12 protein-coding genes and 1 pseudogene are annotated in these 14,531 nt (G+C 54.0%); all 13 read right to left on the bottom strand.

Features of this window, described 5'->3' with window-relative positions; genetic code table 11:
• Positions 1 to 51: 51 nt before the first annotated feature.
• The 13 genes and pseudogenes from RJD28_02000 to glgB all read right to left on the bottom strand — a co-directional run bounded on the left by RJD28_02000 (position 52) and on the right by glgB (position 14,282).
• On the bottom strand, positions 52 to 1,032 hold the full coding sequence (locus tag RJD28_02000; protein WNV58354.1) for a biotin--[acetyl-CoA-carboxylase] ligase: 981 nt from the start codon (positions 1,030 to 1,032) through the stop codon (positions 52 to 54).
• A gap of 2 nt (positions 1,033 to 1,034) precedes the next feature.
• On the bottom strand, positions 1,035 to 1,307 hold the full coding sequence (locus RJD28_01995) for a hypothetical protein (protein ID WNV58353.1): 273 nt from the start codon (positions 1,305 to 1,307) through the stop codon (positions 1,035 to 1,037).
• A gap of 5 nt (positions 1,308 to 1,312) precedes the next feature.
• A complete protein-coding gene (gene argF / locus RJD28_01990; protein WNV58352.1) occupies positions 1,313 to 2,305 on the bottom strand; it encodes an ornithine carbamoyltransferase in 993 nt (330 codons plus the stop codon).
• A gap of 362 nt (positions 2,306 to 2,667) precedes the next feature.
• Positions 2,668 to 3,612, bottom strand: a complete 945-nt coding sequence (locus RJD28_01985; GenBank protein WNV58351.1) for an SPFH domain-containing protein — start codon at positions 3,610 to 3,612, stop codon at positions 2,668 to 2,670.
• On the bottom strand, positions 3,591 to 4,052 hold the full coding sequence (locus tag RJD28_01980; GenBank protein WNV58350.1) for an NfeD family protein: 462 nt from the start codon (positions 4,050 to 4,052) through the stop codon (positions 3,591 to 3,593). Before RJD28_01980 ends, RJD28_01985 begins: the two co-directional genes overlap by 22 nt.
• Before the next feature lie 209 nt (positions 4,053 to 4,261).
• Entirely contained in the window at positions 4,262 to 5,386 is a 1,125-nt protein-coding gene (locus RJD28_01975) for a cell wall hydrolase (GenBank protein WNV58349.1), read from the bottom strand.
• 194 nt (positions 5,387 to 5,580) lie between these two features.
• Positions 5,581 to 6,075, bottom strand: coding sequence for a shikimate kinase (locus RJD28_01970; protein WNV58348.1), 495 nt, complete (start codon positions 6,073 to 6,075; stop codon positions 5,581 to 5,583).
• 54 nt (positions 6,076 to 6,129) lie between these two features.
• Entirely contained in the window at positions 6,130 to 7,062 is a 933-nt protein-coding gene (locus RJD28_01965; GenBank protein WNV59537.1) for a 2-hydroxyacid dehydrogenase, read from the bottom strand.
• A 101-nt stretch (positions 7,063 to 7,163) separates the two neighbouring features.
• Complete coding sequence (locus RJD28_01960; protein ID WNV58347.1) at positions 7,164 to 8,096, bottom strand: alpha/beta hydrolase; 933 nt, start codon at positions 8,094 to 8,096, stop codon at positions 7,164 to 7,166.
• Positions 8,097 to 8,140: 44 nt separating this feature from the next.
• Positions 8,141 to 8,791: a flavin reductase family protein gene (locus RJD28_01955; protein ID WNV58346.1), complete on the bottom strand. Its 651-nt coding sequence runs from the start codon at positions 8,789 to 8,791 to the stop codon at positions 8,141 to 8,143.
• Between the two features lie 140 nt (positions 8,792 to 8,931).
• Positions 8,932 to 10,638, bottom strand: a complete 1,707-nt coding sequence (locus tag RJD28_01950; GenBank protein ID WNV58345.1) for an ABC-ATPase domain-containing protein — start codon at positions 10,636 to 10,638, stop codon at positions 8,932 to 8,934.
• Positions 10,639 to 10,654: 16 nt separating this feature from the next.
• Positions 10,655 to 12,307, bottom strand: coding sequence for a putative manganese-dependent inorganic diphosphatase (locus RJD28_01945; protein ID WNV58344.1), 1,653 nt, complete (start codon positions 12,305 to 12,307; stop codon positions 10,655 to 10,657).
• A gap of 14 nt (positions 12,308 to 12,321) precedes the next feature.
• A pseudogene (gene glgB / locus RJD28_01940) lies at positions 12,322 to 14,282 on the bottom strand (1,4-alpha-glucan branching protein GlgB).
• Positions 14,283 to 14,531 lie beyond the last annotated feature (249 nt).

Below are 14,531 nucleotides of genomic sequence, written 5' to 3'. Positions count from 1 at the left end.
TCGCATCTGCGATGCTTTCCGCTGCTGCGCAGCTCATGCGCGAACTGTTACTTAAACGTAGCTGTACAGTCCCCGGACAGATACCTCCCCGGAATACACGGTCTGCACCTGGCCATCCTCCCGGCGGATCTTCAGTCCGCCATCAGCCCCGATGCCCTCCGCGATACCGGAAAACTCTGCCTCCCGGCCAATGACCCGTACCTCCTGGCCCCGGTTGATCAGCAGCTCATTGTACGAATCCTGTAAAAAAGCAAGATCTCCCGTGCGGACATATGTCTCATACACCGGCTCCAGCCGGTTCAGGATCCGGGCCGCCAGCTCCGCCCGGGAATAGATTTTTCCCGTCTCCATCCAGAGGGACGTGGCCTTGTCCGACAGCTCCTCCGGGAATTCCTTCATATTCACGTTGATGCCGATGCCGGTGACGATATAATGGATCAGATCCGGCTCCGCACTCATCTCCGTCAAAATGCCCACCAGCTTTTTGCGGTTCAGCACCACGTCGTTGGGCCATTTGATCCCGGCCGCAACACCGTAATCCTCCCGCAGAACGGACACAATGCTGTAGGCCGCCGTCAGCGTCACCATGGCAGCCTGCTGGGGCATGAGCTGCGGCCGCAGCACCAGACTCATGAAAATCCCGGTGCCTCTGGGGGAATCCCAGCTTCGTCCCCGGCTTCCCCGGCCCGCGCTCTGCATATCCGCCATGACCAGATGGCCCTCCGGCGCACCTTCCTCCGCCTGCTGCTTGGCCCGCACATTGGTAGAGTCCGTTACATCATAGACCTGCAGGCTTCGACCCATCCAGCGGGTGGTAAGCGCCGCTGTCAGATCCTCCTGCCGCAGAATATCCGGGCACTCCACCAGATGATACCCCCGGCGGGATACGGAATCAATGACATAGCCCTCTTCCCTCAGGGCGCCGATGACCTTCCACACCGCTGTCCGGGATACCCCAAGCTTTTCGCACAGTTCCTGCCCGGACACAAATCCATCGGCATCCTCCAGCATTTTCAAAATCTTGTCCCGCATGTTTATATTCCTCCGAAAAAGAGCAGCGCACTGACAGCGAATGCCGCACAGGCAACCGCCCCTCCGGCACAGAACAGCACCGCTCTCTTCTTTTTACACAGATAAAACCGAAAAGCCATAACTGCCAGCATGAGCACGCCCAGCAGAAACACCAGCGGCAACATATGGATAAAGCTTTCCAGATCCCACAAAAGCAATCCCAGGCAGCCAAGGATCCCAGCCGCAAACAGCATACTGGCAATATCACAGCTGAATTTCTTTTCATTCTGCTTCATAAATGTTATTTTTCTCCCAGGGTAGCCAGCATAACAGCTTTGATGGTGTGCATCCGGTTTTCTGCCTCATCGAACACCACAGAGCGCTCGGATTCAAATACCTCGTCTGTCACTTCCATCTCCTGTACGCCAAATTTCTCGCCCATTTCCTTGCCGATCTTCGTCTTCAGATCGTGGAATGCCGGCAGGCAGTGCATGAAGATCACCCGGTCAGAACCGTTTGCCATAGCTTTTGCGTTCACCTGATAAGGAGACAGCTCTTTGATCCGCTCTTCCCACACGGCATCCGGCTCGCCCATGGAAACCCATACATCGGTGTAGATCACGTCCGCACCTTTTGTTCCCTCGTTCACATCCTCAGTCAGAGTGATGGTTGCGCCGGTCTGGTCTGCCACGGCGCGGCACTCATCCACCAGCTCCTGTGCCGGGAAATATTTCTTCGGTGCGCAGGCGGTGAAATGCATGCCCATCTTGCTGCAGGCGATCATGAGAGAATTGCCCATGTTGTACCGGGCGTCGCCCATGTAGGTAAACTTCACACCCTCCAGGGAGCCAAATTTCTCCCGGATGGTCAGCAGATCTGCCAGCATCTGGGTAGGATGGAATTCGTTGGTCAGGCCATTCCACACCGGCACACCGGCGTATTTCGCCAGCTCCTCCACAATCTCCTGTCCGTAGCCGCGGTACTCGATGCCCTCGTACATCCGTCCCAGTACCCGGGCAGTGTCTGCGATGCTCTCCTTCTTGCCGATCTGTGATCCCGACGGATCCAGGTAGGTCGTTCCCATTCCCAGATCATGCGCAGCCACCTCAAAAGAGCAGCGGGTTCTTGTGCTCGTCTTCTCGAAAATCAGTGCCACATTCTTGCCTCTGTGCACATCCACAGGAATGCCTTTCTTCTTTTTGTCTTTCAGATCTGCTGCCAGATCCAGCAGATAGGTGATCTCTTCCGGTGTATAATCCCGAAGTGTCAGAAAATTACGTCCTTTTAAATCCATCGTCACGATCTCCTTTCGATGCTGCCTTTGTTACTTGTTTTTCATCATACCATGCTTCCGGGATTTCTTCAATTATTTTCCCATTCAGTTCACTCGGACATTCATAAAGTTGGATTTCATGCTTGCATGAAAATCCGGCTTAGTGAATGTCCGAAGGGAGCGCCAGCTGATGAGCAAAAATAAGCTACGAAGTAGCGGAAAGCATCGAAGATGCAATTTTGCGAATGGCGCGAGTGAACTGAAACCCCATCGAAAACATATAAAGAGAAAGGGACAGCACCCGAATAGATACTGCCCCTGTTCCTGTATTACTGTTCCTGTATTACTGTTCTTTATCGCTGTCTTGCTGCGCCGACAAAATTTTACGCCTTCGGCTCTTCCTTCTGATCCTTCTTCGCCAGCTCAGCCATGGATGTCACCAGTCCGGCCATGCCCTGGATCTCGGAAGGGATGATGATCTTGGTTGCCTTGCCGTCAGATGCCTTCATAAATGCATCCAGCGCTTTCAGCTGCAGCACAGACTGATCCGGTGCCGCTTCCTTGAGGAAACGAAGACCGTCGGCATTCGCCTGCTGTACCTTGAGAATGGCTTCTGCCTGACCTTCTGCCTCGCGGATCATGCGTTCTTTCTGCGCCTCTGCCCGGAGAATGGCTGCCTCCTTCTCTGCCTCTGCGTCCAGAATGGCGGAAGCTTTCTTACCTTCTGCCACCAGGATCGTGGACTTCTTTTCCCCTTCCGCCCGAAGAATGGCTTCCCGGCGTTCCCGCTCTGCCTTCATCTGCTTCTCCATGGCGTCCTGGATGGCTGCCGGAGGGATGATGTTCTTCAACTCCACGCGGTTGACCTTGATGCCCCAAGGATCGGTTGCCACATCCAGGGATGTCCGCATCTTCGCGTTGATGATCTCACGGGAAGTCAGCGTCTGATCCAGCTCCAGCTCACCGATGATGTTACGCAGCGTCGTTGCGGTCAGGTTCTCAATGGCCATGATCGGGTTCTCCACACCGTATGCGAACAGCTTCGGATCCGTGATCTGGAAAAATACCACCGTATCAATCCGCATCGTTACGTTATCCTTGGTGATCACCGGCTGGGGATCGAAATCCACCACCTGCTCCTTCAGGATCACGCGCTTTGCTACCCGGTCAATGAACGGCACCTTGAAGTGCACACCAACAGACCAGGTGCCCTGATATCCGCCCAGACGTTCCACGACCAGTGCCTGCGCCTGCGGTACGATCCGGATACAGGATGCCAGGATCAGTAAAATAACAACGACCAAAATTACTCCGATAATGAATCCCATGCTTCATCCTCCATTTTCTCTTTTACTATTAATTTCACACCGGAAATCCGGCAAATTTCCACAACAGTTCCCGCTTCGATGCGGTGACCCTCCTCAGCCGCCCGGGCGCTCCACGTCTGCCCGTTCACCTCGGCTTCCCCTTCCGCTTTCAGATTGTCGATCGTCTTTGTCACCACTGCCCGCTGTCCGATCAGGCTGTCCACATTCGTCCGTGTCCGTCCCTTGTTCAGATAGCGCACCGCAATGGGCCTTGTGGCAAACAACAGGATCAGGGATACAATGAAAAATACCATCACCTGCAGCACCGGGCTGCCGCCCGCCACGGATGTGACAAACGCTGCCAGACAGCCGCCTGCGAACCAGATCGTCGTCAGTCCCAGCGTCGCGATCTCTATGACAATCAGCACGAGCATGATGATCAGCCAGTACATTGCGCTCATGCAACCGCTCCTTTCTGCTGTATATATTTTCACAATTATTTCGATTCCATTCTTATTGTACTATAATTCAGAATCTTTTACTATCGAAATATTCTTAAGGTTTTATTACCGGGCAGTAAGGGAAATCCGTTCACATGTACCCAGCCAAAAAGAGGCCCCGGCCGGAAAATCCCGGCCAGCGCCTCTTCTATCTTCACCCAAATATTTTTTTAATAAAAAGCATGATTGCCGATGACCACATCGCCGCCCAGTCTTGCTGCATGGAAGTGTTTCAGGCTTCCGATGTTGGACACACCGCCGATGGCCTGCTTCGCAGCCTTCACACAGTCAGAGCCTGCGCCGTTTGCCACAAGGGATGCCATTCTCGCGGTACCTGCCGGCGGGAACTGTCCGCTCTGGTATACTACACCGGACACGCTGTTGGGATAGCCGCCGCTTCTCACACGGTTCATGACCACGCTTGCCACTGCCAGCTTGCCCTCGTAGGACTCACCGCCTGCCTCCAGCTGCACCAGCGCTGCCAGCACTGCTACATCAGAAGAATTGGCTGCCTTCTTCTCGGCTTCCGCACGTTTCTTCGCTTCTGCCTCTTTCGCTGCCTTGGCAGCCTCCTGTGCAGCCTTCTCCTCCTCTGCACGAATCTCCTCGATGGACTTTGCCACCGGAAGTTTATATTCTACGCTGACATAATCAGCAGCTACATAGCCTGTATCAGAACCGACCTGAATGCCGACCCAGCCGTCCAGCTGCTCCGTCACTGTGTAGGAAGCACCCATCTGGGCCAGGTCATAAACGCCTGCGTCTTCTGCGGGCTCCTTGCGGATCCGGAGACCCTCGGTGTTGATGGTTGCCTGATAGCTTCCCAGTTCCTCTGCCCGGGCTTCTGCATCGGTACCGAAGAGCAGGTAATCATCGCTGATCCAGCCCTCTACGGAACCGGAGGAAAGCTTCGTCCAGCCATCGGTTCCATCCACGATGGTTCCGGCTGCGCCCTTGGAGAGCTTGCCTACGATCTCAGATTCCTGATCCGGATTCTCCCGCATATTGACGGTATCCTCCACATTGGCAATGGCCATCTCGTTCCAGTCATAACCCGGCAGGTTATTCTGTACGACGCCCTGGTTTAATACTTCTGTAATCTCTTCGTGCACGTTATTCTCGCTGTCAACCGCTTCATCCAGAACGCTCTGGATACCGGCGGACAGTTCACTATAAGAAATCTCATTTGTCTTCACGGTTGTTGTCTGGGTAACTTCCGGTATTACGGAAATTGCAAGTGCCATCGCTGCAGCTGCAATTCCGGCAGCAAGCACCAGCGTCTTTCTGGTTCTCATGATTACCTCCTGAGCAATTGTGAATGGTTTTTTAAGTAAAGTCCCTGTAGTTTATGCATTTCCATTACAATTATTACAAAGTTATTAAGAAATGTTACGAACTTATATTAACAAACTCATGCCTATTTGTCAAGTTTTCCAGATTCACGCTTTTTCGACCGCCTTTTACTGTGAAAAAATGAGTGGTAACCCATTTACCGTATTTTATCGATGATCTTTCTCGCAGTCTCCTCGATGCCCTCGCCAAGCTCCTCGATGACCACATCGGCATATTTTTCATACAGCGGAATCCGCTCCTCATACAGATCTTTCAGCGTCTGGCCGTCCCGCAGCACCACGCCCCGGCCTTTCAGGTTGCCCAGCCGCGTCGTCAGCTCCTCGTAAGATAATTTCAGATAAACCACCGTACCGATCTCTTTCAGATGCGCCATGGCATTGGCGCCAAATACCGCGCTGCCACCGGTGGCAATGACCGTCTTCTCACACTGCAGATCGGCGTTGACCCGATCCTCCACCGCCAGAAATCCGTCCGGCCCTTTTTCCTCGATGATCTCGCTCAACAGCTTGCCTTCCGTCTCCTGGATCACCAGGTCGGAATCCAGGAAATGCAGCCCCAGCATTTTTGCCAGGACAACGCCCACCGTGCTCTTTCCCGAACCGGGCATGCCGATCAGTACGATATTTTTCATGTTGTTTTTCCTCCTCTTTTGTATCGCGCTCTATGCGCCGCAGATATCATTTTTCTAGGCATCCGCTTTTACCTCATTCACCAGCGGCAGCCCCTGCTCCAGCATATAGGCATTTTCCAGCGTCTCGATGGCAATGGCCTGCATGGCTTCCTTCGTGAAAAATCCCATATGGGACGTGACCAGCACGTTGGGAAATGTCATGAGCCGGGCCAGCAGCTCGTCCCCGATGATCTCACTGGAATGATCCTCGAAAAACACGCCGTCCTCTTCCTCGTATACATCCAGCCCCACACCCGCCAGCTTGCCTGAAATGAGCCCCTGAATGAGGGCATTCGTCTCGATGAGGCCGCCACGGGACGTATTCACCAGCAGCACGCCCTGCTTCATCTGCGAAATCGTCTCTTCATTCATAATATATCTGGTGTCATTTGTCAATGGACAGTGCAGGCTGATGACATCCGCCCGGGCCAGCAGCTCCGGCAGCGGCACGTACTCCACATCCAGACTGCCGTCCGGGAACGGGTCGTAGGCTACCACATGCATACCAAACCCCTGACAGATGGCGATCATGGCCTGACCGATCTTGCCAGTGCCGATGATGCCCGCCGTCTTCCGGTACAGATCCTGGCCCATAAGGCCGTTGATGTTCATGTTAAAATCCCGGGTTCTCGTGTACGCCCGATGGGTAAAACGGTTCACCGTCAGCAGCAGCGCTGCCGCATACTCCGCCACCGCCTGGGGCGAATAGCTGGGCACCCGCAGAATTTTTATTTTCCCCTTCGCCGCCCGGATATCCACATGGTTGAACCCGGCACTGCGCAGCAGCACCGCCTGCACGCCGTTTTCATACAGAATGTCGATCATCTGCGCATCGATGGTGTCGTTGATGAACACGCAGATGGCATCGTACCCCTTGGAAAAAATGACTGTCTGCGCCGTACACTGGATGTCCAGAAACGTGATCTCGTATCCGTAATCCTCCGCCAGCGGCTCAAACCAGATCTTGTCGTAGGGTTTTTGTCCCGTAAAATAAAATTCTCATGTACACACTCCTTTCGTTGTATGTACATGAGTATTCCCAATCCTCGCTATGGTATCCGATTTTCCTCCATCCAGCGCCACAGGTCTTCGTACACCTGCTGCCGGTCCAGCTCGTTCAGAATCTCGTGCCGGTCTGCCGGATACAGCTTCACGTCCACATGGGTTACACCGTGGGCCCGGAAGCTCTCCGCCGCCGCTTCCACGCCTTTGCCGTAGCTGCCCACCGGATCAGCCGTCCCGGAGGCAAACAGCACGGGCAGATCCTTTCGCATCCGCCGCAGGTGTTCCTCTTTTTTCAGCCATAACATACTGTAAAAAAGATTGTAATAGCCGTTCAGCGTGAAATCAAAGGACGTCTTCGGCTCGCTGCGGTACGTGTCCACTACCGCCTCATCCCGGCTGATCCAGTCAAAGGCCGTTCGGTGGGGTACGATCCCCTTGTTGTAGCTGCCAAACACCATCAGCTTGACGAGGCGGCTGCGGAACCGCCAGCCCGTCACTGCCGCCATGGTACTGGTGACAAACATGCCAAACCGCAGCAGCGCCGCAGGCATGTTGCCAGTTCCCAGAATGACCGCCTCACAGATGCCCTCCCCCTTGATACACAGATACTGGCGCACCAGAAAAGAGCCCATGCTGTGTCCCAGCAGGATATAGGGTGCATCCGGATAACGCTCCTGCGCCCGCCGCCGCACCTGATGAATGTCCTCCAGCAGCACCCGGTTGCCGTTTTCTTCCTCAAAAAATCCCCAGTCGTCCTGGGACGCCGCCGATTCCCCATGGCCCAGATGGTCGTGGCCGATGACGAAATAGCCCCGCTCTGCCAGATAGGAAGCAAAGCCGTCATACCGCTCAATATATTCGATCATGCCGTGCACGATCTGCACCACAGCCCGTACCTCGCCCTCCGGCTCCCAGGTCACGCCGTGGAGCTTCGTCTTCCCGTCATGGGAATTCATCGTAAAGGTTCCTCTTTTCATAGACGCCCTCCCCGTGTTTTTGTAAATTTTCGTTTTTGTGCTGCTTATCTCCGTTTATTTCCGCGTGATCTTCGAGCTTCTGGAGCATTTGGCCTTTTCGCTTTCGCAGACTTCCCCTCCGCCTTTGGCACAGCTTTTTTGCGTACGCTGTACCCGAAGGTGCCCAGTTTTTCACCCAGCGCATAGTAGCCGCCGTGGGAATACACCAGCGGTTCCGCCTTGGCCAGATCGAAGCTGCCTTTTTCGTTCATGTATGCCTCGTCCGCATGAACGGCCACCACCTCCGCCAGAAACATATGGTGTGACCCCAGCTCTTTGATCTCCGTCACCCGGCACTCCATGTTCACCGGGCTTTCCTGGATGAGGGGCACGTGCACCACGGAAGGTTTTCCACGGGTCAGGCCGCACTGGGCAAACTTATCCACATCCCTGCCGGATTTTACCCCACAGTAATCCACAGCGTAGGCCAGCTTCTTCGTGGTCAGGTTGATGACAAACTCACCCGTCTCTTTGAGCATGTCATAGGAATACCGCTTCGGCCGCACGGAAATATACGTCATCGCCGGGTTGGTGCACACCGTTCCCGTCCATGCCACCGTGATAATATTGGAATTGCCCTGCCGGTCAGCCACCGTCACCATCACCGCCGGTAACGGATACAGCATATTGCCCGGTTTCCATAGTTGTTTTGCCATCACTTGTCCCTGCTCTTTCTGTCCTTACTATTTGTTCTTATTATCTGTCCTTACATATCACACACAACATTGAGAAAGCATGCATTTTGAATCATCGCCATTTTTTAGCTAGCACATTTCTCGATCTGTTTGTTATTGCTTTAGTATCGATTAAAACACCCATAAATCTCCTGCACCCGGGGCAATGCCAGCCCGGCGGGCACATAGGAGGAATCGCACACCGACGCCAGTCCTTTTTCCCGGATCTGCGCGCTCAGCGCCCGCACCACGCTGTCGATATCCCGATTCTGGTAGTGTTCCTTGGCATAGCGCAGCATATACGCCAGCGCCGCCGTCTGCTCCCGATCCACCAGCTGCTCCATGTGCCGCAGATCCAGCGTCTCTTTCCCAATGTTGATGACATCCTTGCCCATGGTTTTCACCTTCAGCCGCTCGGTCATCACCTTATCACCGCGGTAGCTTTTCCGCTGAGCCGTCGAGGCCCCCAGATGCAGCTGCCGTTTTCCCTCCGGCAAACGATAGCCCGGTGCGCGCGTCACCGGCGCGGGATGATTTTTTAGCACCTCTTTTACCTTGGCGGTAATGTCAAAGGGCTGGTAGTTGTCCATCTGTAAAATCACATCCGCAATGTGAAAATAGGAGCCGCTGCTGCCCACCACCAGAATGGTGGAAATGCCGCTCTGCTCGTAAAGATCCCGGGCCCGCTCCAGAAACGGCGTGATGGGCTCTTTTTCCCGGGCGATGATCTGCTGCATCAGCTCGTCCCGGATCATAAAGTTGGTGGCCGAAGTGTCCTCATCAATGAGAAATACCCGGCTGCCCGCACCGATTCCTTCTATTATATTAGCCGCCTGGGACGTGCTGCCGCTGGCATCCAGCGTGGAAAAGGATCTCGTATCTTTTCCGCTGGGCAGGTCGTTGATAAACAGGGAAATGTCCGTGTCTGTGACCTTCCGGCCTTCCTCCGCCCGCAGCTTCAGCGCGCTGTCATCTGTGATGACCAGCTCCCGGCCATCCCCGTCCACATGGTTGTACACGCCCCGCTCCAGCGCCTGCAAAAGGGTGGATTTGCCGTGATAGCCGCCGCCTGCGATGAGGGTAATGCCTTTGGGAATGCCCATGCCCGTCACTGCGCCCCGATGGGGAAGTGCAAGCGTCACCTGCAGCGATTCCGGCGACTGAAAAGGCACTGCCTCCTTCATGGGCAGGTCGGACACGCCGCTCTCTCTGGGTAAAATCGCGCCGTTGGCCACAAATGCCACCAAGTTTCGGTTTTTCAGTTCCTGCCGGATGGCTGTCTGATCCTGGGCCAGGAAATACACCTCTTCCACTTTCTTTTTCGGCAGATTCCGGTAAATCAGCGCCTGCTCCACACATTTGGGCAGAAAATCAAAGAGAATCTTCTCCAATTCACCAGAATTGATGGTTCTGCCGTTGGCCGGGAAACCCACCTCGAACCGCAGCGTGATGCCCTTGCCATCAATGGCACAGGCCGTTCGCTCCAGAATCTCCTGCCCGCATCGCGTCACTGAGATCAGGCCGCTCTTTCCCGAGCCCTTGGCCTGATAACAAAACCGGTTGATCTGACGGCCAAACTGTCGGATCAGATAATCCTGCAGTGCCACCCGCTCTGCCTCCCCGGCGTAAAGACTGGCCGGGAACCCCGCTGTTTTGTGATCGATCCAGATATGCAAAGCAGAGGGAGCCGCAAAAGGATCCCCCTGCACATGGTCGATGGATAACTGGTAAGTTGCAAACTGATAAACGCCGGCCAGCCCCTTGTAGGCTGGATAGCTCCTGCGATTGATTTCCTGCAGCTGCTGTTTTAGCTGCGCCGCTGTTTTCATATCGTTTCCTCCATTTTTATGCAGACAAAGCATTCATGAATGCCGGAATGAGCTGCTTTTTCCGGGAAACCACACCCGGCAGCACCGTGGCATTTTCCCCGGCCTTGGTGTAAAAGCCGTCTGCCACCAGCTGTTTTGCATTTTTTCCACAATAGATCAACTCGGTGGACTCTTCCAGGATGTTGGTGAGCATGAAGAAAATCATGCTGAGCTCTGTCTCCGCAGCCACCTTTTCCATATAAGGCAGTAATTTCTTCTTCAGATTTTCCAGCTCTTCCTCGTTCATGGAACTGATCTGGCCCACGCCAAACTCCGTCTCGTCGATGTTGAATTTCTTGAAATCCTGATAGAAAATCTCTTCCGGCGTCTTTGTTTTCAGATCGCTTCCCGCGTTGAACATCTGCTTGGCGAAATCCTTCACATCAATGCCCGCAATGGCTGCCAGATCCTCCGCTGCCGCCCGGTCAATGGCCGTGCACGTCGGAGAGCGGTACATGAGCGTATCGGACACGATGGCTGCCAGCAGAAGGCCCGCGATCTTCGGCTCGATCTCAATGCCTGCCTCCCGGTAAAACTGGTAAATGATCGTGGCCGTACAGCCCAGCGGCTGGTTGCGGAAAAATACCGGCGCCATGGTTTCCAGACTGCCGATCCGGTGATGGTCGATGATTTCCAGGATTTCCGCGTTGTCGATGCCGTCCGGCGCCTGGGCGCGCTCGTTGTGATCCACCAGGATCAGCTGTTTCCGGCGCATATTCATCAGGTTCCGGCGGGAAATCATCCCCACGTACCGGCCTCTGCCATCCAGGATCGGGAAATCCCGGTGCCGGAGCTTCGCCATAACGTCCTTGATCTGATCCACCAGGGAGTCCATGCGGAAGGTCACCAGACCGTCGGTCTTCATGAAATAGCTGATGGGCATACTCTGGTTGATGAGACGGGCAACGGTAAACGTATCATGAGGCGACATGATGACCGTGCAGCCCTTTTCCTCGGCCAGCCGTTTGATGGTGCGGGACACCTCGGCACCCTCGCACACCACGATACAGCCTGCGCTCATCTCAATGGCACACAGCTGGGACTCGTAACGGTTTCCCAGGATCACTAGGTCGTTTTCCTCGATATAGCTCTCCATCAGATCCGGGTTGGCCGCTGCCACCAGCACCTTTCCCTTATCCACGTAAGCATTTTCATCGCCCACGATCATGTGACCGTCGATGGTTTCGATAATATTGGCGTACTGGGTCTTCGCCACGCCCAGGATCGTGCTCTCGTACACGTCCATGTAGGATTTGGCGATATCGCCGATGGTGATGAGCCCTTTCAGCTTCTCCCCCTCAGTGATGGGCAGCGTCACCACGTTATTCTGCCGCATGAGCTGCCATGCTTTTTTCAGGGAAATATTCGCATCTACCCCCGCAGTCATCCGAATCTCGATATCCTTCACCTGGGTACCCACATCCGCCACATACTCCGGCGTTTTCACGCCAAAATATTCCAGAACAAACCGGCTTTCCTCGTTGAGTTGACCGGCCCGCTTCGGCACATAGCAGCTCTCATGGGTCAGCTTGTTTTTCAGATCTGCATATGCGATGGCCGAGCAAATCGAATCCGTATCCGGATTCTTGTGGCCGATAACAAAAATATCCCTCTTCTTTTCTGTGCTCATTTTCCCTTCTCCTGTCAGAATTCAAATATTGCCACGCCATAGGGCGGAAGTGGATATCCAAAGGAATACTCCCTTCCGTCGCACTCCTGTTTCACTGCTTTATAACTCTTTGCCTTATCCTCCGGCGCTTTTCCGCCAAAAGCCGGATCGTCGGAATCCAGGATCAGATGGTAGGTGCCCCGTCGTGGAACGCCTACCCGGTAATCCGCCCGCTCCATGGGTGTGAAATTGCACACGAAGAGCAGATTTTTTCTTTCCGTTTTCTGATAACCGGACAAAACTGAAAATGCTGCGGAAGCAGTCGTCCGCATTGATCCATTCAAAGCTGCCCGGGTGATCATCACGCTCGTAAAGACACGGATATTTTTTATAAATATGAAGCAAACGGGTCACAAACGCCTGCATCCACTGGTGCTGGTTTTCTTTTAACAGATACCAGTCAAGCTGACGCTCCTCGCTCCACTCCTGGAACTGGGCAAAATCCTGTCCCATGAACAGAAGTTTTTTGCCGGGATGTCCCATCATGAACGAATAACCCGCCTTCAGATTTGCAAACTTGTCCTCGTAAATGCCGGGCATCTTGTTGATCATGGAGCATTTCAGATGCACCACCTCATCGTGGGACAGCACCAGCACATAGTTCTCGCTGTAGGCATACATCATGGAAAACGTCATCTTGTGGTGGTTATCCTTCCGGAAATACGGGTCCAGCTTCATATAATCAAGAAAATCGTGCATCCAGCCCATGTTCCACTTGAACGTAAAGCCCAGGCCGTCGTCCTCCGGCTTGCCCGTCACCTTGGGCCAGGCCGTGGATTCCTCCGCAATCATCATGGTGCCCAGATTCCGGCCGGTGAGGCAGGTGTTCAGATGCTTGAAAAACTCCACTGCTTCCAGATTTTTGTTGCCGCCGTACTGGTTTGGCACCCATTCTCCCTCTTTTTTGCCATAATCCAGATACAGCATGGATGCCACCGCGTCCACCCGCAGGCCGTCCACGTGCATCTGCTCCACCCAGAACAGAGCATTGGCAATGAGGAAATTGCGCACCTCATTTTTCCCATAATCAAAAATCTTCGTGCCCCAGTCGGGATGCTCACCCTTGCGGGGATCCGCATACTCGTACACGCAGGTGCCGTCAAATTCCGCCAGCCCATGGCTGTCTCTCGGAAAATGGGCCGGTACCCAGTCCAGGATCACGCCGATCTTGTGCCGGTGCAGGTAATTGATCATGTACATGAAATCCCTGGGCGTGCCGTAGCGGGAAGTGGGCGCGTAATAGCCCGTCACCTGATAACCCCAGGAACCGTCAAAGGGATGCTCGGCAATGCCCATCAGCTCCACGTGGGTGTAGCCCATGGCTTTCACATACTTGGTGACCTCCACGGCGAACTCCCGATAGGTGTAAAAGCCCTTCTCGTTGTCCTCCGTCTGGGGATGCTTCCGCCAGGAGCCCATGTGCACCTCGTAAATGGACAGCGGTTCCTTTCGCATATCTTTTCCTGCGCGGTGCTCGATCCACTCGCTGTCACTCCACGAAAATCCTTCCAACGTTGTCACCGCAGACGCCGTTCCCGGCCGCAGTTCCGCGTAATTGGCAAACGGGTCTGCCTTGTAAAGCTCCCGCCCATCCTGTGTAAAAATCTTGTACTTGTACAGCTGGCCCAGCTTCACACCGGGCACAAAAATATCGTAAATACCGTTGGGTTCGTTGCGGGTCATCTCGTAATCGCTTCCGTCCCAGCCGTTAAAATCCCCCACCAGCTCTACCTTTTCCGCATGGGGTGCCCACACAGCAAAATACACACCCTTTTTTCCCGTCCTTTACCGTCGGGTGCGCCCCCAGCTTCTTATAGATATCATAATGGGTTCCCTGTCCGAACAGATACTGGTCAAATTCCGTGATTTTCTCGGGGAACGGCAGCGCTGCTGTCTTCTTTCCCGTCTTTTTATTCCCCTTTGCCTTATCTCCCATACCTTCACCTCAACACGTCAAGAGTTGTTACTATTTTTATTATACCAATGCGCAAAACCACTGTCAACGAACGCTACTAACCAGAACTGTCGATTATTCTTTTATTTTTTTTTGCCTTTTTCCGACATTTTATGTTGAAAATGGATGCTCAAAAGAGCATCCATTTTGTTGCATGTTATTCCTCGAAGTCTTGATTCCAATGCGACCTACAGAGCCTGCCACCGGCAGCCTCCTTCGGATGCAGAGCAA

The sequence above is a fragment of the Oscillospiraceae bacterium NTUH-002-81 genome (assembly GCA_032620915.1).
Taxonomy (GTDB): domain Bacteria; phylum Bacillota; class Clostridia; order Lachnospirales; family Lachnospiraceae; genus JAGTTR01.
Note: the sequence above shows the minus strand (reverse complement) of the source record. Positions and strands in the feature narration are given on the sequence as shown.

Excerpts from the sequence above, each read along its gene's own strand:
- RJD28_02000 (WNV58354.1), bottom strand. The coding sequence starts at position 1,032 with ATGCGGGACAAGATTTTGAAAATGCTGGAGGATGCCGATGGATTTGTG.
- RJD28_01995 (WNV58353.1), bottom strand. The coding sequence starts at position 1,307 with ATGAAGCAGAATGAAAAGAAATTCAGCTGTGATATTGCCAGTATGCTG.
- argF (WNV58352.1), bottom strand. The coding sequence starts at position 2,305 with ATGGATTTAAAAGGACGTAATTTTCTGACACTTCGGGATTATACACCG.
- RJD28_01985 (WNV58351.1), bottom strand. The coding sequence starts at position 3,612 with ATGGGATTCATTATCGGAGTAATTTTGGTCGTTGTTATTTTACTGATC.
- RJD28_01980 (WNV58350.1), bottom strand. The coding sequence starts at position 4,052 with ATGAGCGCAATGTACTGGCTGATCATCATGCTCGTGCTGATTGTCATA.
- RJD28_01975 (WNV58349.1), bottom strand. The coding sequence starts at position 5,386 with ATGAGAACCAGAAAGACGCTGGTGCTTGCTGCCGGAATTGCAGCTGCA.
- RJD28_01970 (WNV58348.1), bottom strand. The coding sequence starts at position 6,075 with ATGAAAAATATCGTACTGATCGGCATGCCCGGTTCGGGAAAGAGCACG.
- RJD28_01960 (WNV58347.1), bottom strand. The coding sequence starts at position 8,096 with ATGAAAAGAGGAACCTTTACGATGAATTCCCATGACGGGAAGACGAAG.
- RJD28_01955 (WNV58346.1), bottom strand. The coding sequence starts at position 8,791 with ATGGCAAAACAACTATGGAAACCGGGCAATATGCTGTATCCGTTACCG.
- RJD28_01950 (WNV58345.1), bottom strand. The coding sequence starts at position 10,638 with ATGAAAACAGCGGCGCAGCTAAAACAGCAGCTGCAGGAAATCAATCGC.
- RJD28_01945 (WNV58344.1), bottom strand. The coding sequence starts at position 12,307 with ATGAGCACAGAAAAGAAGAGGGATATTTTTGTTATCGGCCACAAGAAT.